Raw genomic sequence first — 18,550 nt, forward strand, 5'->3', positions numbered from 1 at the left:
AGGCCCTCATCATATGAGGGCCGAAAAAACTCCCAAAAATATTTCTCAATGTGGGGCACGGGTAGTCACCGGGGCATCGAAGGGGGTAGGGGGTCTGCGATTTTCGGTTCGCCCCCTGCCGGGGTTCAGGTCGCGGCCGGCTTGCCGAGGCCATGCCGACAAGAAAAAGGCCGCGCCGATGATGACTCGACCTCGCAACGTCCCGGATGTTGTGAGCAGTCACTACGCTAGCATGCTTGCCACTGTCTTCGCGGTGAAGGGCTGGCCAGTGCTCGAATGGAAGCCTTCATCGGCAAGTGTGGCCGCGATGGACCTGAGAGACGGCTTCATCTTGCGGACGCTGGCAAGCTCCCTTGCCCTCGCAACGGCCTTCGGTTCGCGCTCGGCAATCGACTTGCGACCTTCGCACTTTCCATTCGCTTCACGCTTGCGCTTCCGTGCCGCTGCCAGCTTCGCAACCGTGGTAGCCTTGTCGAATTGCGCGATAGCACCAAGGACCTGTCTCACCAGCACCGCAGTAGGTGTGTCCTCGGCAAAGAAGTCTGGCGCTGACGCCGGTATCAGGGTGATGCCTTGTGCCTTGAGCAGGTCATGTCCGGTAAGCTGTACCATCAAGTCGCGGGCGAAGCGGTCTGGCGACTCCACGATGACCGTCTTTGCGCCATTGGCGATGAGCCGGGTCAGCATCTCCGAAAAGCCCGGACGGTCTGTGATAGGGTCCGCGCCGGAGACAGCAGCGTCACAATACCAGCCGACAATGTCGTATCCATGAGCACGGGCATGACCTGTGATGGCCGTCCGCTGGCGTGTCTCAGAGTCCTTGTCGGCTCCCACGTTTGCAGCCGAGCTTTGCCGAGTATAGCCAACGGCTTTGGTGAGTGATTTGGTGGACTTGGTCATTATATTGTTTCCAGTTCTCAGGAATTGGAAACAGCCTATCATGTGTTGCGCTGCACAATCGAGTCAGGCATGGGCACAAGGTAAATGAAAAGGCCGCAAGAAACTCTCCGCCAGAAGGTTGGGAGGATATTGTGCGCAAGCAGCCTATCCTTTTGAAGCTCTCATGAAGCGCCAAGCTCTAAAGGCCAGAAAAGAGGGTCTCCAGAATTGCGCTTTTTTCGGTCTATTGCGAATCCTTCCCTGACATAACTCGACGTCCTCACAAGGACTCGCAAGTGTTTTACATGCAAACATGGCAGGCCTTAAAACCTGCCTGTTTTGCATCTTAAACCGGAAAGTGTCGGAATTGTCGGCATTCACATTTTTATCGAATTAAACCATTGAAATCGTTCAAAAATGCCAATCCCGACACTTTTACATGTCGGCATTCTGTCGGCATTCAAAAGCTGGTTTCGTCCAATATCGCCACAATCGGCGCAAGCGATTGAAATCATTTACATATATTGAAAGCTCCAGCCTCCAGACGGTTTTTCGGCCTTCCGAATTAAACCATTGAAATCGTTCAAAAATGCCAATGCCGACAATCCCGACACTTTGAAAAGCATCGCTAAAGATTTCCAATGCATGCGAGGAAAACCCGTTTTTTGCCGATTTATCTTTTTTCGCACAAGCCTTTGAAATACTAAAGCAATAACCTGAAAAACCCAGTGTGCCTGCTTGGCGCAAGATTTCGAAGAACGAAGAATTGCCCGACCGTTGCCTCATTTCAGAAGCATGGAGGGTTATCATGGCTTTGGGACTCAGACTGGGACTCGGCCCAAAACGTCGATTTAGAAAAGCCAATCAAATATGGGATTATTGAGGGTATCAGACGGATGGTGGAGCCAGGCGGAATCGAACCGCCGACCTCTTGAATGCCATTCAAGCGCTCTCCCAACTGAGCTATGACCCCTTGAACCATCGAACTCGCCACTTGGGTGTGGCGAAGCGGGGCGGAACCTAGTTCCGCCGCTGCGAACACGCAAGCAGAATTTTCAGCTCTCTTCTTCGTCTTCCTTGCCGCCGGGGCCATCGAGTAGGCCGGACATGTTGTCGCCCTCCTCTTCTTCCTCGACCAGGAACGTATCGTCCTCGCCCTCGGCATCGCCGGCGTCATCGCCGAGATCCACGTCCTCGATGCCAGCGGTCTCGTCGTCAGCGACGTCGGGTGCTTCGGCATCTTCCAGGCTGACGAGCTCGACGTCCGCCACTTCGATGTCGTCGGCCTCGATCTCGCGGGGCTTGGGCACGGGCGGCATGGCCGGCATGTCGCCCTTGGAGGGCAGCACGGAGGCAGCGACAAAGTTCGCGCCGCACTTGGGGCAAACGATGGGATTCTTCAGGAGATCGTAGAAACGGGCCGCACAGGACGGGCACGTCCGCTTTGTTCCGAGTTCAGCTTTGACCACGGTTGATCCTTTCGACGACGGAAAATGACATGATTGGGGGCTCCATGGCACTTCTTCGCGCCAATGTCAAAAGCCAATGAAAGCGGGGGTGACAGAGCCCGACCCGATCGTGTATCGGAGCGGCCCATGAGCAACACCCACATCGCTGAACCCCTTCCTCTCATTTCCCGCAAGGCGCAAGGCCTGAAAGGCCGCATTCGCGTTCCGGGCGACAAATCGATGTCGCACCGGGCCCTGATGTTCGGCGCCGTCGCCATCGGCGAGACCACGATCAAGGGCCTCCTCGAAGCCGAGGACGTGATCAACACCGCGAAGGCCATGACGGCGCTCGGCGCCAAGGCCGAGCGCGGCGCCGACAATGTGTGGCGGGTGCAGGGCGTCGGTATCGCGGGCCTCAGGTCGCCTGATCAGCCGCTCGATTTCGGCAACTCCGGCACCGGCGTCCGGCTGGCGATGGGCCTCATGGCGACGACACCTCTCACCGCGCGCTGCATCGGCGATGCTTCGCTGTCGAAGCGCCCGATGGGCCGCGTCACGGTTCCGCTCTCGCAGTTCGGGACGACGTTCGAGGCCTCCGAAGGCAACCGCCTGCCGCTTACGCTGCATGGCGCGAAGAACCCGGTGCCGGTCACCTACACGCTGCCTGTGGCCTCGGCGCAGGTAAAATCCGCCGTGCTGCTCGCGGCGCTGAACACGCCGGGCAAGACCTCCGTCATCGAGCCCACCCCCACCCGCGACCACACGGAGCGCATGCTGAAGGGCTTCGGCGCGGCAATCACCGTGGAACAGCGGGAAGATGGCCGTCACATCACGGTCGAGGGCCAACATGAACTGACGGCCCAAGCCATCGACGTTCCAGGCGATCCCTCCTCTGCCGCCTTCCCCATGGTGGCGGCTCTCATCACCGAGGGCTCGGACATCGTGATCGAGAACATCATGCTGAACCCCACCCGCACGGGGCTCATCGATACACTCGTCGAGATGGGCGGTGACATCGTCATCGAGAACCGCAGGCTGGCTGGCGGCGAAGAGGTAGGCGATCTGCACGTGCGGTCGTCGCGCCTGCATGGCATCAGGGTGCCGGCATCGCGCGCGCCCTCGATGATCGACGAATATCCGATCCTCTCCGTTGCGGCCTCGTTTGCCGACGGGACGACGCGCATGGAGGGCCTCGAGGAACTCCGCGTGAAGGAGAGCGACCGTCTCGCCGCCGTCGAGGCCGGCCTCCAGGCCAATGGCGTTCCGACAAGTTCGGGCCGCGACTGGCTGGAAGTCCAGGGCGGCGGCGCTCCGGGCGGTGGCAAGGTCACCACCCACATGGATCACCGCATCGCCATGTCCTTCCTCGTCATGGGCCTCGCCTCGCGCATCTACACGAGCGTCGACGACAGCCGCTTCATCGCGACGAGTTTCCCGGATTTCACCGGCCTCCTGAACGGCATGGGGGGCCGGATCGGCCCTCCGGATGCGAAATGATCATCGCCGTCGACGGGCCGGCCGCCGCGGGCAAGGGCACCATCGCCCGGGCACTTGCGGCGCATTTCGGTTATCACTTTCTGGATACGGGCTCGCTCTACCGCATGGTGGGCCTTGCCGTGCTGCGGGCGGGCCATGACCCGCATGACCGGGGCTCGGCCATTGCGGCTGCAGCCGGTCTCGATCCATCGAACTTCACGGACGGAGACTTGCGGAACGAGGCCGTTGGGGCCGCAGCCTCGATCGTCGCCGTCATTCCGGAGGTGAGGGCAGCATTGCTCGATTTTCAGCGTGGCTTCGCAAGACGGCTGCCGGGCGCCGTTCTCGATGGACGCGACATCGGCACGGTCGTTTGCCCGGATGCCGACGTGAAGCTCTTCGTTACTGCAAGTGCGGACGTGCGGGCAAGGCGCCGGCAGAAGGAACTGGACGCCGATGACTTCGAGACCGTGCTGCAGGAAATCCGCGAGCGCGACCTGCGCGACAGCCAGAGGGCCGCGGCCCCTCTCACCGCCGCCGCCGATGCCGTGATCCTCGATACATCTGAAATGGACGTTGAAGAGGCAACAGCCGCCGCAATCGCCGCAGTCACGGCCAAGCGGGTTTTTTAGCGGGCGGATATCCACCTTGCCCCGTTCCCGGTTTTCCCCTATACGCGCCCTCGTTACAGGACGTGGCCCCAAGGGTTTCACGAACATGAACCGGGTTGCTCAAGCACCCCACATTGTTTCAGGACGTCAGGACAGTTCACCGCCAGCCTGAGCGGGGTCCCGAAGGCTTGGAACGACAGGTCGCGGTATGCCTGCCTGAGCTCCATTTCAACCAAGGGGCCATGCGGGACGTCCTAGCGGGTTTTTCCGCCGGGCCAGCCTCGATTTCAACAGGATACGACACCACATGGCGAAATCCGCCGTCTCGCTCACTCCGACCCGTGAAGACTTCGAATCTCTCCTCGCCGAGAGCTATTCCGACAATCCCGCCACCGAAGGCAGCGTGGTCAAGGGCCGCGTCGTCAACATCGAGAACGACTTTGCGATCATCGATGTCGGTCTGAAGACCGAAGGCAAGATCGCCGTCAAGGAATTCGCCCAGCCGGGCAAGGCATCCGAACTCAAGGTCGGCGACACCGTCGAGGTTTATCTTGAGCGTATCGAGAACGCGATGGGCGAAGCCGTTCTGTCGCGCGACAAGGCCAAGCGCGAAGAAGCCTGGACCCGCCTCGAGCAGATGTCGAACAAGAACGAGCGCGTCGATGGCGTGATCTTCGGCCGCGTCAAGGGCGGCTTCACTGTCGATCTCGGCGGCGCAGTGGCATTCCTTCCGGGAAGCCAGGTCGACGTCCGCCCGATCCGCGACGTGGGCCCGCTGATGAACGTTTCGCAGCCCTTCCAGATCCTCAAGATGGATCGCCGCCGTGGCAACATCGTTGTCTCGCGCCGCGCCATCATGGAAGAGACCCGCGCCGAGCAGCGCTCCGAACTCGTCCAGAACCTCGCCGAAGGCCAGGTTGTGGAAGGCATGGTCAAGAACATCACCGATTACGGCGCGTTCGTTGACCTGGGCGGCATCGACGGCCTGCTCCACGTCACCGACATCGCGTGGAAGCGCGTCAACCATCCCTCCGACGTTCTCCATGTCGGCCAGACCGTGAAGGTCCAGATCATCCGCATCAACCCCGAGACGCAGCGTATCTCGCTCGGCATGAAGCAGCTGGACAAGGATCCGTGGGAAGTCGTCACCGAGCGCTATCCGATCGGCGCCAAGGTGAAGGGCAAGGTCACCAACATCACCGATTACGGCGCGTTCGTGGAACTGGAAGACGGCATCGAAGGCCTGATCCACGTCTCGGAAATGAGCTGGACGAAGAAGAACGTGCACCCCGGCAAGATCCTCTCGACCACCGAACCGGTCGAAGTGCAGGTGCTCGATATCGACTCGGCCAAGCGCCGCATTTCGCTGGGCCTCAAGCAGACCCAGAAGAATCCGTGGGAAGCCTTTGCCGACAAGTTCCCGCCGGGCACCGATGTCGAAGGTGAGATCAAGAACATCACCGAGTTCGGACTGTTCATCGGTCTCGACGGCGATGTCGACGGCATGGTCCACCTTTCCGACATCGACTGGAAGCGGTCGGGCGAAGAGGCGATCAAGGACTTCAAGAAGGGCGACAGCGTCAAGGCGCGCGTGCTCGACGTCGACCGCGAAAAGGAACGTATCTCGCTCGGCATCAAGCAGCTCGGCTCAGATCCGCTCGCCTCGGCCGCCGGCATGAAGAAGGGCGACACCGTCACCTGCGAAGTCCTCAAGGTCGAGGACAACGGTCTCGAGGTGCAGGTTGCCGGCACCGACATGACGGCTTACGTCAAGCGCGCCGACTTGGCGCGTGACCGCGCCGAACAGCGTCCCGAGCGCTTCGCCGTGGGCGAGAAGTTCGACGCCAAGATCACGGTGTTCGACCAGAAGGCCCGCAAGATGAACGTCTCGATCAAGGCGCTGGAAATCGCCGAAGAGAAGGAAGCCGTCGCACAATACGGTTCCTCCGACTCGGGCGCCTCGCTGGGCGACATTCTGGGCGCTGCCCTGAAGCGCAAGGACGAGAAGAACGACTGATGAGCCGGCCGGTCCCGAGGACCGGCCCTCTCTCCACCACACAATCGTCATGGCCGGGCTTGACCCGGCCATCTTTTTTCGAGAAGCCGGATAGAGGATGGCCGGGTCAAGCCCGGCCATGACGACTTGAATTCAGGAACCTGCTCCATGATCTCCGAAGCCGAACTCATCGTCGACCGCCGCCGCCTCAAGCGCAGCGTCACCCTGTGGCGCATTCTGGCCGTTCTCCTGGCCGTGGGCGCGGTCGTGGCCCTGCTGTGGACGCCCGGCAACGTCAGGAGCTTCGAGGACCATATCGCCCGCATCCGCATCGATGGCCTGATCACCGGCGATCAGGCCACCCTCGATCTGCTGAAGAAGGTGGAAGAGTCCAGGAAGGTGAAGGGCGTCATCATCCGGATCGACAGCCCCGGCGGAACCACGGCCGGATCGGAAGCGATCTACGAGGCGGTCCGCAAGATCGCGAAGGACAAGCCCGTGGTGGCCGTCATGGACACGGTCGCGGCATCGGGAGGCTATATCACGGCGCTTGCCACCGACCGCATCGTGGCGCGCGGCAATACGATCACAGGTTCGATCGGCGTGATCTTCAGCTTTCCCGAAGTCTCGAAGCTTCTCGATACCATCGGCGTCAAGATGGAAGAACTGAAGTCGGGTGATCTGAAGGCAGAACCCTCACCCTACAGGCCTGTTTCCGACAAGGTCCGCGAGGTCTCGATGGCGATGGTGAAGGACGGGTTCGACTGGTTCACCGGCCTCGTGGCCGAACGCCGCAACCTTCCCATCGAGCGCGTGCGAGAACTCTCCGATGGCCGCGTGTATACCGGCCGCCAGGCCATCACGGTCAAGCTGATCGACGAGCTGGGCGGCGAGGAAGTGGCCGTGTCCTGGCTCGAAACCGAGAAGAAGCTGGCTGCTGATCTTGAAATCGTCGACTGGAAGCCGCGCGACACCCGCGATACTGCCGGTTTCGGCTTCTCGGCGGCCGATCTGGTACTCCGGGCGCTGGGCCTCGAATCGCTCAGCGCCGGGGTCGAACGGGCAAAGCTTGACGGGCTGCTCGTGCTTTGGCACCCTGCCTTCTAAGCTAGGGAAGTGTCATGATAAAATCAGAGCTCGTCCAGAAGATCGCCGAGAAGAATCCGCATCTCTATCACCGCGACATCGAGCGCATCGTCAACACGGTGCTCGATGAGGTCATCAACGCCCTGAAGGATGGCGACCGGGTGGAACTCAGGGGCTTCGGCGCGTTTTCCGCCAAGGCGCGGAATGCCCGCATGGGCCGCAACCCGCGCACCGGCGAATCGGTCGAGGTTGTCGCCAAGCGCGTGCCCTTCTTCAAGACCGGCAAGGAATTGCGCGAGCGCCTGAACGACAAGGCGTGATTGCGCCGCGCTGGCGCGAGGCGTAAAAGGTCGGAATGACTTTCAAAGGCATTTTCAACTGGATCGTCGGCCTGCCCATCGCGGTCGTTGGCATCGGTTTCGCCGTTGCCAACCGCCAGTGGGTGACCGTTTCGTTTGACCCCATCAACCGGGTCCATCCCTTCGCCACTGTCAACATGCCGCTCTGGACGCTGTTCTTCTGTGGCGTCTTCATCGGCATCTTCGCCGGCTGGTTCGTGGCATGGCGTGGCAATGCCCGCTATCGGCGGGCCACGCGCGATGCCAAGATCGAACTGATACGCACCCAGCAGCAGCATGAGCGCGAGAAGCGCGACCTGCAATCCACCGCCATCGCCACCCGTCAGGATGCCGCATTGTGAAGTTTCTCTCCGCAGCCGACGTGGCAAGACTCGGACCCTATCGCGACATCGTCGAGGCCCTGCGCGAGGGTTTCCGCGCCGATATCGCAACGCCCGTCCGCCACCAGCATCCGGTGACCGATGTCTCGACCCTGCTTCTCATGCCCGCATGGTCGAAGGACTTCGCTGGGCTGAAGACCGTGTTCTTCAAGCCCGACAATGCGGCCCAAGGCCATCCCACGGTGCAGGCGAGCTACCTGCTGATGGACCAGAAGACGGGTGCCACCGTCGCCGTCATGGATGGAACCGAAATCACCCGCCGCCGCACCGCCGCCGCATCGGCACTGGCCGCCGATTACCTGGCCCGCAAGGACGCGAGCACGATGACGCTTGTGGGCGCCGGGGCTCTGGGCAGCCATTTCGTCCGCGCCCATGCCTCGGTCCGGCCCATCAAGCGGGTTTTCATCTTCAACCGCACGCTGGCGAAGTCCGAAACGCTCGCCGCTGAACTCGCCCATGACGGGTTCGAGACGCATTCCGTGCTCGATCTCGAAACAGCGGTGCGCCAGTCCGACCTCGTCACCTGCGTCACCACCTCGACCACACCCATCGTCAAGGGCGCGTGGCTGAAGCCCGGCACCCATGTCGACCTCGCCGGCGCCTTCAAGCCGACGATGCGCGAAACGGATTCGGATGTGGTGGCGCGCGCCTCGGTCTATGTTGACACCCGCGAAGGCGCCCTCCACGAGGCAGGCGACCTGCTGCAGGCCCGCGACGAGGGCAAGTTCGACTTCGCCAATATCAAGGGTGATCTTTTTGAACTCTGCCGCGGCAAGGTGCCGGGCCGGGTCTCGCCGGAGGAAATCACGCTGTTCAAGTCCGCGGGCACCGCCATCGAGGACCTTGCCACCGCGATCATGCTGTATCAAAAGGCCCCCTGAAGAAAGCCCTGCTCCATCGGGGACAGGGCGAGAAGGGAATCCCATGCCGTCCAACCCGATTTGCGTCGCCCTCGACACGCCCGACCTCGACCGTGCCGTTTCCCTGGCGCGCAGCCTGAAGGCCCATGCGGGCTACATGAAGGTGGGCATGGAGTTCTTCTATGCCCACGGCATTCCGGGATATGTGAAGGTGGCGGAGCAGGGCCTTCCGATCTTTCTCGATCTCAAGCTCCACGACATTCCAAATACCGTCGCATCCGCCATGAAATCCTTGATGCGGCTCGACCCCATGCCGGCAATCGTCAACGTCCATGCGACTGGCGGCCTCGACATGATGAAGGCTTCTGCCGACGCAGTCGCGGGCCGCTCAAGGCTTATCGCCGTGACGATCCTGACCAGTCTCTCTGACGACGACATCTGGGCCGCAGGCTTCGAGACGGCGAAGGACACGCAGGCCCATGCCCGCGCACTGGCGGATCTGACGCAGCGCGCCGGCCTCGATGGCGTGGTCTGCAGCCCGCACGATCTCGTCGGCATCCGCCATGACCTGGGCCGCGATTTCCTCACCGTCGTTCCCGGCATCCGCCCCGCTGATGCATCCACGCAGGACCAGAAGCGCGTGGCAACGCCTGAGACTGCCATGGCTGACGGTGCCGACATCCTCGTCATTGGCCGTGCCATTACCGGTGCGGCCGACCCGGTCCGCGCGGCCGAGCAGATACTGGCGGGCCTCCATGCCGGTTGAAGTAAAAATCTGCGGCCTCTCGACGCCCGAGACGGTCGATGCCGCCATATCGGCAGGCGCCGATCTGATCGGGCTTGTGTTCTTTCCGAAGAGCCCGCGCAACGTGACGCTCGCTCAGGCCGCAGCCCTTGCCGCCCGCGCCCGTGGCAAGGCGAGGATCGTCGCCCTCGTGGTCGATGCGGATGATGCGCTGCTGAACTCCATTGCAGCGGAAGTCGCTCCCGATGTGATCCAGGCCCATGGCTCGGAGACGCCGGAACGCATTGCCGAGATTGCGAGACTGACCGGCAAGCCGGTCATCAAAGCCATCCGGGTGAAGGATGCGTCCGACATCGCCGCGGCGTCCGCTTTCTCGTCTGTGGCAAACCTCATCCTCTATGATGCCAAGGCGCCGGAAACGCTGGGGAGCAGCCTCCCCGGCGGCAATGGCCATGCCTTCGACTGGGGCCTGCTGGACGGTGCCAATCGGCCCGCCTTCATGCTGGCGGGCGGTCTTGACGCGGACAATGTGGCCGAAGCCATCCGCATCACGGGCGCGCCCGTAGTGGACGTGTCCTCTGGCGTCGAGTCCGCTCCCGGCGTCAAGGACGTGCATCTCATCCGGAAATTCATTGAGGCGGCCAAGTCCGCCAGCTAGAACAGCCTCGAAAGCGAGAGTTCCATGAACGTCACTGCTCCCAATTCCTTCCGCACCGGCCCGGATGAAAACGGCCTGTTCGGCATCTATGGCGGCCGCTTCGTCGCCGAGACGCTGATGCCGCTGATCCTCGAACTCGAACAGGCCTATAAAGATGCCAAGGCCGACACGAGTTTCCAGGCAGAACTGGATTCGTTCCTGGAGCACTACGTCGGCCGCCCCAGCCCGCTCTATTTCGCTGAGCGGCTGACCGAGCACCTGGGCGGCGCCAAGATCTATTTCAAGCGCGATGAGCTGAACCACACGGGCGCACACAAGATCAACAACGTGATGGGCCAGATTCTCCTGGCCCGCCGCATGGGCAAGAAGCGCATCATCGCGGAGACGGGTGCCGGCCAGCATGGCGTCGCCACCGCCACGGCCTGCGCGCGCTTCGGCCTCGAATGCATCGTCTACATGGGCGAGGTCGATATCGAGCGACAGAAGCCCAACGTCTTCCGCATGAAGCTTCTGGGCGCTGAAGTCGTTCCCGCGAAGTCGGGCTCGCGCACCCTGAAGGACGCACTAAACGAGGCGCTGCGCGACTGGGTCGCCAATGTGGAAGATACCTTCTACTGCATCGGCACGGTCGCTGGCCCCGCGCCCTATCCTGAGATGGTGCGCGACTTCCAGTCCGTCATCGGCCGCGAGACGAAGGAGCAGATGCTGAAGCGCGAGGGCCGCCTGCCGGACTCGCTCGTCGCGGCGATCGGCGGCGGGTCCAACGCCATGGGCCTGTTCCATCCCTTCCTCGATGACAAGGACGTGGAGATCATCGGCGTGGAAGCTGCGGGCCTCGGCCTCCGGTCGAAGACCAAGCATGCGGCCTCGATCTCCGGCGGCAAGCCCGGCATCCTGCACGGCAACCGGACGTATCTGCTGATGGATGATGACGGCCAGATCATCGAGGGCCACTCGATCTCGGCGGGCCTCGACTATCCGGGCATCGGGCCCGAGCACGCCTGGCTGCACGACATGAAGCGCGTGCAGTATGTGTCGGCCACCGACAAGGAAGCGCTCGAAGCTTTCCAGCTCTGCTGCAAACTCGAAGGCATCATCCCAGCACTGGAGCCCAGCCACGCGCTCGCACACGTCATGAAGATCGCGCCCGAAAGGCCGAAGGATCATCTGATGGTGATGAACATGTGTGGCCGGGGCGACAAGGACATCTTCGCGGTGGCCGATATTCTGGGAGTGAAGCTGTGACGACCCGCATCGACCGCCGCTTTGCAGCCCTGAAGGAAGAAGGCCGCGCCGCGCTCGTCACCTTCGTGACGGCGGGTGACCCCGATTACGAGACCTCGCTCAAGATCGTCACGGGCCTGCCCAAGGCCGGCGCCGACGTGATCGAGATCGGCATGCCCTTCACCGACCCGATGGCCGATGGCCCAGCGATTCAGGCGGCGGGCCTCCGTGCGCTGGCCAATGGCCAGAATATGAAGAAGACGCTGAAGCTGGTGAAGGAATTCCGCAAGACCGATGGCGACACGCCCATCGTGCTGATGGGCTACTATAATCCAATTTATGTATATGGCGTCGACAAGTTCCTCGCGGACTCGATGAAGGCCGGAGCCGATGGCTACATCATCGTCGACCTTCCGCCCGAGGAAGACGTGGAGTTCTGCATTCCCGCCCTAAAGGCGGGCCAGAATTTCATCCGCCTCGCAACGCCGACGACGGACGATCACCGTGCGCCCACCGTGTTCCGCAATACCAGTGGCTTCGTCTATTATGTTTCAGTCCTCGGCATCACCGGCACCAAGGCGCCGGACCTGAAAAGCGTGAAGGCCAACGTCAACCGCTTGCGCAAGCACACCTCGCTTCCGATCTGCGTCGGCTTCGGCGTCAAGACGGCGGAACAGGCGCGTGCCATCGCCAAGGATGCCGATGGCGTGGTGGTGGGCTCAGCGCTTGTGAGTGCGGTCGAGAAGAGCCTCACAAAAGCCGGAAAGCCGACCTCAAAGACGGCCAGGGCCGTACATGCGCTGGTCGCCGACATTGCGCAAGGCGTGAGGAGCTAGAACCACGGTGAACTGGATCAAGAACTTCGTCCGCCCGAAAATCCGTTCCATCCTCGGCACCGACAAGCGCGAGGTGCCGGAGAACATGTGGGTGAAGGATCCCGACTCCGGCCAGATGGTCTTCTACAAGGACCTCGAGGCGAACCAGCACGTGATGCCGCAATCGGGCTATCACATGCGCATGCCGCCCGACGTGCGTTTGAAGTCGATGTTCGACGATGGCGCCTATGAGAAGATCGCCATGCCGGCGGTGCCAGCCGACCCGCTGAAATTCCGTGACGAGCGCAGATATGCCGACCGCATCAAGGAAGCCCGCGCCAAGAATGGCGTGGATGATTGCATCCAGGCGGGCTTCGGCGAACTGGACAGCTTCCCGGTGACAATCGCCGTGCAGGACTTTGCCTTCATGGGCGGATCTCTCGGCATGGCCGCGGGCGAGGCCATCGTCACCGCCATGCGCGCAGCGGTGGCGAAGAATACGCCCTTCATCTTCTTCATCTCGTCCGGCGGCGCACGCATGCAGGAAGGTGTTCTCTCCCTCATGCAGATGCCGCGCACCACGGTGGCCGTGCAGGAATTGCGCGCCGCGAAGCTTCCCTATGTCGTCGTGCTCACGCACCCCACCACCGGCGGCGTCACGGCGTCCTATGCCATGCTGGGCGATGTTCACATTTCGGAACCCGGCGCCCTCATCGGATTCGCGGGCCAGCGCGTCATCGAGCAGACCATCCGCGAGAAACTGCCCGCAGGATTCCAGCGCGCCGAATACCTGCAGGAGCACGGCATGGTGGACATGGTCGTCCACCGCCACGAGATGCGCGATACGCTGAGCCGCACCGTCCGCATCCTGATGAAGGCGCCCTCGCGCGAAGTGCCGTCCACCGCACTTGTGACCGTCGAAGACTGATCTTGGCCCTCAGCGACGCCATCCTGACGCGGCTTCTGTCGCTGCATCCGAAGATCATCGATCTCAGCCTCGGCCGCATGCAGTCGATCCTGGCCAAGCTTGGTCACCCGGAAGCGAAGCTGCCGCCTGTCATCCACGTGGCAGGCACCAACGGCAAGGGCTCGACGGTGGCCTATCTCCGGCACATCATGGAGGCGGCGGGCCTCAAGATGCATGCCTATACCTCGCCGCATCTGGTGAAGTTCCACGAGCGCATCCGCGTGGCGGGCGAACTGATCTCCGAGGCCGATCTCACAGCGCTTCTCGAAGAGTGCGAGCAAGTGAATGGGGACGAGCCGATCACCTTTTTCGAGATCACCACGGCGGCCGCCTTCCTCGCCTATAGCCGCACGCCCGCCGACTATCTCATTCTCGAAGTGGGCCTCGGCGGCAGGCTCGATGCGACGAACGTCATCGACAAGCCCGCGCTCTCGGTCATCACCACCATCGACTATGACCACCAGCAATACCTTGGCGATACGCTGAGCCTCATCGCGCATGAAAAGGCGGGCATACTGAAGCGCGGCTGTCCGGCCATCGTCGGTGTGCAGCCTGATGAAGCGCGCGCCGAGATCGAGCGCGTGGCCGGGCGCGTGCGGGCGCTCCTCGCCATCGCGGGGCAGGACTGGCAGGCTTACGAGCAGCATGGCCGCCTGGTCTTCCAGGACGAGAACGGGTTGCTCGACCTGCCGATGCCGCAGCTCAAGGGCCGCCACCAGATCGACAACGCCGGCAACGCCATCGCCGCCATCCGAAAGCTGGGCGATCAACGGATCAGCGATCGGCACATCGCAGAAGGCATCAAGGCGACGGCCTGGCCCGCCCGCATGCAGCGGCTGGGGCAGGGCGCACTGTCGTCCCTCGTTTCGCCTGAGTCAGAATTGTGGCTCGACGGCGGGCATAATCCATCCGCCGGCCGCGTGCTGGCGCAGGCCTTCTCGGAACTGAACGACCGTCATTCGCGTCCGCTCGTTCTGGTCTGGGGCATGCTCAACACCAAGGATGCCGGCAGTTTCATCGGCTGCTTCGAGGGTGTCGCGAACCGCGTGGTGACGATCACCATTCCCGACGAGGAAAATGCCGTGAAGGCTGAAGTACTGGCAGAGGCCGCGCGTGCGCATGGCCTCCCCGCCGAGACGGCGACCGGTATTGATGCAGCCCTCAGGCAGGCAGCCCTCACCGTGCCTGCCCCGCGCATCCTGATCTGCGGTTCGCTCTACCTCGCCGGCCGCGTGCTGGCCGCGCATGGCAATGAAGAAATGACGAAAGTCTCGGGCGCGGGGCGCCGCTGATCAGCCGACCAGCCGAAGCTCTCGCGGGAAGGACGTGAGACACTCGATGCCGTCCTCCGTCACCACCACATCATCCTCGATCCGCACGCCGGCCTCGCCGCTGCGATAGAGGCCTGGCTCGATGGTGAACACCATGCCGGGCTCCAGCACCTGCATGTTGCCGCGCATGATCTGTGGTGCCTCGTGAACGTCCAGCCCCAGTCCGTGCCCGGTCTTGTGGCGGCGGAATTCCGTGAACTGCGATTGCTCCAGCACCTTCTGCACCGCGTCATCGACATCGGATGCCGTGATGCCTGCACGTGACACGTCTCGCCCCTTGGTATTTGCGGCCAGTACCGTCTCGTAGAAGGCGCGGTCGTAGTCCGAAACCTCCTTCACGAAGAACGTGCGGGTGATGTCGGCGCTGTAACCCTGATAGCTGCCGCCGAAATCGAACAGCAGCGCATCCCCCGGCTTGATACGATAGTCGGGCCGCGCATGCGCATGGGGCTTCGCCGCATTGTCGCCCGCCGCCACGATGGGCGCGAAGGCAAGCCCGTCCGCGCCATGCGAGAAGAGATTGCGCAGCAGGATGCCTTCGATCTCCGTCTCGGTCATGCCGACCTTGATTTCCGAAAGCGTGTCTTCGAGAGCCGATTCGGACAACCGGATCGCCTTGCGCTGGAGTTCGATTTCGGCGGCCGTCTTGTGCAGGCGGATGGCAGAGATCTCCGCGTGGATGTCGGCGAACTCGGCTCCGGGCAGGGCCTTCTGCAGCGCAAGCAGATCGAACACCCGCATGCGCTGGCCTTCGACGCCGATCCTGGCGCCTTGGCGGAGGTGCGGCAGCGCAGCGCCAGCGGACATGAAAGCATTCATGTAACCCGCCTCGTCGCGCCAGTCGAAGGTCTTGCCGGGAAATCCGATGGGCGTGAACGAGCCCATTTCCAGGTTGGGCACCACGGCTACGGGTTCGCCTTCGCGCGGCACGATCACCACGAGCGGACGTTCCATCTGGTGGAAGTCCGTGTTGAAAACCCGGCGGAAGTTGGCACCCGGCACGATGGCCACGGCATCGAGGCCCGAACGGGCCAGCACATCATGAAGCGGAGCAAGTATGGACATGAATGAAAGATATGTGGGTTTGAACAGCCTGTCGAGGGTCACGGCTCATCGCCATCTCCCCACAGTGAGGAGATTTCACTTGTTTCAGAACCGTCAGTCCGGGAGCCGGACTACTTGATCATGTAGATATAGGCAGTGCTTACGCCGTATTTCTCGGCGAGCTTGGCGGCGGAAACGCCCTTGTTGCGCTTGGCGAGGATGTCGGCGCGCATCTTCTCGGCTTCTGCTGCCGAGCGGCGGCGGCGCTTGGGCGCTCCGCCGCGGGAGCCTGACTTGCTATCTTCAAGTTGAGCAGTATCCAGCACCTTCTGTGCCGTCGAAATGATCTTGTTGAGATAAGCAATCTGGCGCTTCGAGAGTGACATGTTCTGTCCTGCAATATGTTTCACGACGGCATGCGCAAATTCGATAACGCAAATTCAGCACTTGGCTGACCATCGACGACTTACTTAGCCGTCTATGTCCGTGGAAGCAATGCACAATATTGCGACCTTAGCTGGCCGAGCTTGCACGAGGCCAGTAAGAAATATATAAGATCGGCATAAAATTGTCTTAGCGGAATTATTTCAATAAGGGCTATCCGCGCCGGCGGCGGCGTCTTTCACCGCCATCATCTCCCGATGTGACGATCTCCTTGATGGGCGGCAGTGTTACTTCGCGCGACAATTGCGGGAAGGCCGCCGTCTTGTGCGGAATCGCCATGGCCTCCACGAAATGCTGCTGGAACAGCGGTTCCACGGCCGTTTCGATCTTCTCGATCCGCCGCACCACAGCCTCGATTTCATCGCGCGCCTTCGCATTGAGCAGCGCGATGCGGGCGCCCGTGCCCGCCGCATTGCCAGCGCTCTGCACCTTCGACAAGTCGCAGTCGGGAATGAGCCCGAGGATCATCGCATACTTGACGTCGATGTGGCTGCCGAACGCGCCCGCCAGCCTGATCTTGCCAACCTGCTCGATGCCAAGCTTGTCCATCAGCAGTCGAATTCCGGCATAGAGCGCGGCCTTGCCAAGTTGAATGGCACGTACGTCGTTCTGCGTGATTCGGATCGACGGCTCGTTGCTTTCCGCACGTGCCGCGCGAATCACATAGTTGAAAGTACGCTTGTAGGCTTCGATGCGGGGCGAGCGCTCGGCCAGCGACCCGTCAACCAACCCGTCCTGGTTGATGACGCCAGAGAGATACATTTCGGCAATGGCCTCGATGATGCCGGAGCCGCAGATGCCGGTGACGCCGGTCTGTGCAATCGATTCCTCGAAGCCCGGCTCGTCAGACCACTGATCGACGCCGATCACCTTGTAGCGCGGCTCGAGTGTCTCGGGGTTGATGCGGATGCGCTCGATGGCGCCGGGTGCTGCGCGCTGGCCGGATGAAATCTGCGCGCCTTCGAAGGCAGGACCGGTCGGGGAGGAACAGGCCAGCAGGCGTTGTTTCGAACCAAGCACGATTTCAGCATTGGTGCCCACGTCGACCGCCAGCATGATCTCTTCCGATTCATGCGGCGCTTCGGATAGCACCACGCCTGCCGTGTCGGCGCCGACATGGCCCGCGATGCAGGGCAGCACATAGGCCCAGGCGCCGGGATTGAGTTGAATGTCGAGTTCCCTTGCGGGGCAGGTGATTGCAAGCCCTGTGGCCAATGCGAAGGGGGCCCCGCCAAGCTCCGTCGGGTCGATGCCGAGAAACAGGTGATGCATGACCGGATTGCCGACGAGCACGACTTCGAGGATATCGTCCAATCCGATGCCGGCCTGCCGCGCCACGTCGGCTGCAAGCGTATTCAGCGCCTGCCGTATGGCGGTGGTCATTTCCTTCTCGCCGCCCGGATTCATCATCACATAGGAAACGCGGCTCATCAGATCCTCGCCGAAGCGGATCTGCGGGTTCATGAGGCCGGCGGAAGCCGCGACCTCGCCGGTCGAGAGATTGGTCAGATGGGCTGCAATCGTGGTGGAACCGACGTCGATGGCGATGCCGAAGGCCCTGTCATGGAATCCCGGCCAGATCGCCACCAGCCGGTTGCCGCCGCCGGGTGCCCGTGAATAGACGGCAGCGGTGATCTTCCACTCGCCCTTGCGCAGTATCTTCTGCAGGCTACCGATGATCGATATGTCACAGGAGACATCGTCGATCTGCCATTGGTCCTTCAACGCCTTGTACACGCGCTCCAGGTCGGACGAGGGCTTGTGCATGTCGGGCTCTTCGACCTCGATGAAGCACAGGCGGGTAACCGGATCGAGCTCGATGGCGCGCGTGTCGGCCTCCTTGCGGACGACCTGCTTGTGAACCTGCGATTCAGGCGGCACGTCGATGACGAGATCGCCCATGACCTTGGTCTGGCACGACAGGCGGCGGCCCGAGGCAAGCCCACGAAGCTTGTCGTAGCGCTCCTCGACCTTGGAGAATTCCGACACATGATCGGCGCGCGAACTGATGCCATGCTTGGCGAAGTCGCCCTCACCCACATTGATCTGGCATCGCCCGCAGATGGCGCGCCCGCCGCAGACGGAATCGATGTCGACACCCAGCGCGCGGGCTGCCTGCAGCACGGGGGTTCCAACCGGAAAGCGCCCGCGCTTGCCGGACGGCGTGAAGACGACGAGGGGGTTCTGTTCGGTCATCGAATGGTCCTTGCTCTTCCCTCTCCCCTTG

Annotated in this window: 19 protein-coding genes and 1 tRNA gene; 13 read left to right on the forward strand and 7 right to left on the reverse strand. The window is 62.2% G+C overall.

The window, feature by feature from the left end; all coding sequences use genetic code 11:
- Positions 1–222: 222 nt before the first annotated feature.
- The 4 genes from ACEW8Q_RS03620 to ACEW8Q_RS03635 all read right to left on the reverse strand — a co-directional run bounded on the left by ACEW8Q_RS03620 (position 223) and on the right by ACEW8Q_RS03635 (position 2,348).
- Positions 223–900 carry a recombinase family protein gene (locus tag ACEW8Q_RS03620; RefSeq protein ID WP_373502688.1) on the reverse strand — a complete coding sequence of 226 codons (678 nt, stop codon included), beginning with the start codon at positions 898–900 and terminating at the stop codon, positions 223–225.
- Positions 901–1,314: 414 nt separating this feature from the next.
- Positions 1,315–1,689 (reverse strand): hypothetical protein, encoded by a 375-nt coding sequence (locus tag ACEW8Q_RS03625; protein ID WP_373502689.1) that lies wholly within the window; start codon positions 1,687–1,689, stop codon positions 1,315–1,317.
- A gap of 87 nt (positions 1,690–1,776) precedes the next feature.
- Positions 1,777–1,852, reverse strand: a tRNA-Ala gene (locus ACEW8Q_RS03630).
- Positions 1,853–1,934: 82 nt separating this feature from the next.
- A complete protein-coding gene (locus ACEW8Q_RS03635; protein WP_373502690.1) occupies positions 1,935–2,348 on the reverse strand; it encodes a TIGR02300 family protein in 414 nt (137 codons plus the stop codon).
- Positions 2,349–2,474: 126 nt separating this feature from the next.
- Between ACEW8Q_RS03635 and aroA the strand changes: the two genes are divergently transcribed.
- From aroA to ACEW8Q_RS03700, 13 genes are all read left to right on the forward strand, one after another.
- Positions 2,475–3,824 (forward strand): 3-phosphoshikimate 1-carboxyvinyltransferase, encoded by a 1,350-nt coding sequence (gene aroA / locus ACEW8Q_RS03640; protein ID WP_373502691.1) that lies wholly within the window; start codon positions 2,475–2,477, stop codon positions 3,822–3,824.
- Positions 3,821–4,435, forward strand: coding sequence for a (d)CMP kinase (gene cmk, locus ACEW8Q_RS03645; RefSeq protein ID WP_373502692.1), 615 nt, complete (start codon positions 3,821–3,823; stop codon positions 4,433–4,435). The genes aroA and cmk overlap by 4 nt, the downstream gene beginning before the upstream one ends.
- A 286-nt stretch (positions 4,436–4,721) precedes the next feature.
- Positions 4,722–6,431 carry a 30S ribosomal protein S1 gene (gene rpsA, locus ACEW8Q_RS03650; protein ID WP_373502693.1) on the forward strand — a complete coding sequence of 570 codons (1,710 nt, stop codon included), beginning with the start codon at positions 4,722–4,724 and terminating at the stop codon, positions 6,429–6,431.
- A 147-nt stretch (positions 6,432–6,578) separates the two neighbouring features.
- Positions 6,579–7,517 (forward strand): signal peptide peptidase SppA, encoded by a 939-nt coding sequence (gene sppA, locus ACEW8Q_RS03655; protein ID WP_373502694.1) that lies wholly within the window; start codon positions 6,579–6,581, stop codon positions 7,515–7,517.
- A 14-nt stretch (positions 7,518–7,531) separates the two neighbouring features.
- Positions 7,532–7,816: an integration host factor subunit beta gene (locus ACEW8Q_RS03660; RefSeq protein WP_373502695.1), complete on the forward strand. Its 285-nt coding sequence runs from the start codon at positions 7,532–7,534 to the stop codon at positions 7,814–7,816.
- Between the two features lie 35 nt (positions 7,817–7,851).
- Positions 7,852–8,196, forward strand: coding sequence for a DUF1049 domain-containing protein (locus ACEW8Q_RS03665; protein WP_373502696.1), 345 nt, complete (start codon positions 7,852–7,854; stop codon positions 8,194–8,196).
- Positions 8,193–9,116: an ornithine cyclodeaminase family protein gene (locus ACEW8Q_RS03670; RefSeq protein ID WP_373502697.1), complete on the forward strand. Its 924-nt coding sequence runs from the start codon at positions 8,193–8,195 to the stop codon at positions 9,114–9,116. Before ACEW8Q_RS03665 ends, ACEW8Q_RS03670 begins: the two co-directional genes overlap by 4 nt.
- Positions 9,117–9,159: 43 nt before the next feature.
- Positions 9,160–9,861 (forward strand): orotidine-5'-phosphate decarboxylase, encoded by a 702-nt coding sequence (gene pyrF, locus ACEW8Q_RS03675; protein ID WP_373502698.1) that lies wholly within the window; start codon positions 9,160–9,162, stop codon positions 9,859–9,861.
- Entirely contained in the window at positions 9,851–10,498 is a 648-nt protein-coding gene (locus ACEW8Q_RS03680) for a phosphoribosylanthranilate isomerase (RefSeq protein WP_373502699.1), read from the forward strand. Before pyrF ends, ACEW8Q_RS03680 begins: the two co-directional genes overlap by 11 nt.
- Positions 10,499–10,522: 24 nt before the next feature.
- A complete protein-coding gene (gene trpB / locus ACEW8Q_RS03685; RefSeq protein ID WP_373502700.1) occupies positions 10,523–11,743 on the forward strand; it encodes a tryptophan synthase subunit beta in 1,221 nt (406 codons plus the stop codon).
- Positions 11,740–12,558: a tryptophan synthase subunit alpha gene (gene trpA / locus ACEW8Q_RS03690; protein WP_373502701.1), complete on the forward strand. Its 819-nt coding sequence runs from the start codon at positions 11,740–11,742 to the stop codon at positions 12,556–12,558. The genes trpB and trpA overlap by 4 nt, the downstream gene beginning before the upstream one ends.
- A gap of 7 nt (positions 12,559–12,565) precedes the next feature.
- Entirely contained in the window at positions 12,566–13,465 is a 900-nt protein-coding gene (gene accD, locus ACEW8Q_RS03695; RefSeq protein ID WP_373502702.1) for an acetyl-CoA carboxylase, carboxyltransferase subunit beta, read from the forward strand.
- Between the two features lie 2 nt (positions 13,466–13,467).
- Positions 13,468–14,796, forward strand: a complete 1,329-nt coding sequence (locus tag ACEW8Q_RS03700; protein ID WP_373502703.1) for a folylpolyglutamate synthase/dihydrofolate synthase family protein — start codon at positions 13,468–13,470, stop codon at positions 14,794–14,796.
- Here the strand turns inward: ACEW8Q_RS03700 and ACEW8Q_RS03705 are convergent, their stop codons facing one another.
- From ACEW8Q_RS03705 to ACEW8Q_RS03715, 3 genes are all read right to left on the reverse strand, one after another.
- Positions 14,797–15,942 carry a M24 family metallopeptidase gene (locus ACEW8Q_RS03705; protein ID WP_373502704.1) on the reverse strand — a complete coding sequence of 382 codons (1,146 nt, stop codon included), beginning with the start codon at positions 15,940–15,942 and terminating at the stop codon, positions 14,797–14,799.
- Positions 15,943–16,010: 68 nt separating this feature from the next.
- Complete coding sequence (locus tag ACEW8Q_RS03710; protein ID WP_373502705.1) at positions 16,011–16,265, reverse strand: hypothetical protein; 255 nt, start codon at positions 16,263–16,265, stop codon at positions 16,011–16,013.
- 211 nt (positions 16,266–16,476) lie between these two features.
- The gene (locus ACEW8Q_RS03715) at positions 16,477–18,519 is read right to left on the reverse strand and encodes an ASKHA domain-containing protein (RefSeq protein WP_373502706.1); all 2,043 of its coding nucleotides are present in this window, start codon (positions 18,517–18,519) and stop codon (positions 16,477–16,479) included.
- Between the last annotated feature and the right edge of the window lie 31 nt (positions 18,520–18,550).

Origin of the sequence: Aestuariivirga sp. (genome assembly GCF_041738905.1) — a bacterium.
Classification (GTDB): Bacteria; Pseudomonadota; Alphaproteobacteria; order Rhizobiales; family Aestuariivirgaceae; genus Aestuariivirga.

Bases quoted from the DNA above. Each gene is read 5' to 3' on its own strand.
- ACEW8Q_RS03620 (WP_373502688.1), bottom strand. From the start codon at position 900: ATGACCAAGTCCACCAAATCACTCACCAAAGCCGTTGGCTATACTCGG.
- ACEW8Q_RS03625 (WP_373502689.1), bottom strand. From the start codon at position 1,689: ATGATAACCCTCCATGCTTCTGAAATGAGGCAACGGTCGGGCAATTCT.
- aroA (WP_373502691.1), top strand. From the start codon at position 2,475: ATGAGCAACACCCACATCGCTGAACCCCTTCCTCTCATTTCCCGCAAG.
- cmk (WP_373502692.1), top strand. From the start codon at position 3,821: ATGATCATCGCCGTCGACGGGCCGGCCGCCGCGGGCAAGGGCACCATC.
- rpsA (WP_373502693.1), top strand. From the start codon at position 4,722: ATGGCGAAATCCGCCGTCTCGCTCACTCCGACCCGTGAAGACTTCGAA.
- sppA (WP_373502694.1), top strand. From the start codon at position 6,579: ATGATCTCCGAAGCCGAACTCATCGTCGACCGCCGCCGCCTCAAGCGC.
- ACEW8Q_RS03660 (WP_373502695.1), top strand. From the start codon at position 7,532: ATGATAAAATCAGAGCTCGTCCAGAAGATCGCCGAGAAGAATCCGCAT.
- ACEW8Q_RS03665 (WP_373502696.1), top strand. From the start codon at position 7,852: ATGACTTTCAAAGGCATTTTCAACTGGATCGTCGGCCTGCCCATCGCG.
- pyrF (WP_373502698.1), top strand. From the start codon at position 9,160: ATGCCGTCCAACCCGATTTGCGTCGCCCTCGACACGCCCGACCTCGAC.
- ACEW8Q_RS03680 (WP_373502699.1), top strand. From the start codon at position 9,851: ATGCCGGTTGAAGTAAAAATCTGCGGCCTCTCGACGCCCGAGACGGTC.
- trpB (WP_373502700.1), top strand. From the start codon at position 10,523: ATGAACGTCACTGCTCCCAATTCCTTCCGCACCGGCCCGGATGAAAAC.
- ACEW8Q_RS03710 (WP_373502705.1), bottom strand. From the start codon at position 16,265: ATGTCACTCTCGAAGCGCCAGATTGCTTATCTCAACAAGATCATTTCG.
- ACEW8Q_RS03715 (WP_373502706.1), bottom strand. From the start codon at position 18,519: ATGACCGAACAGAACCCCCTCGTCGTCTTCACGCCGTCCGGCAAGCGC.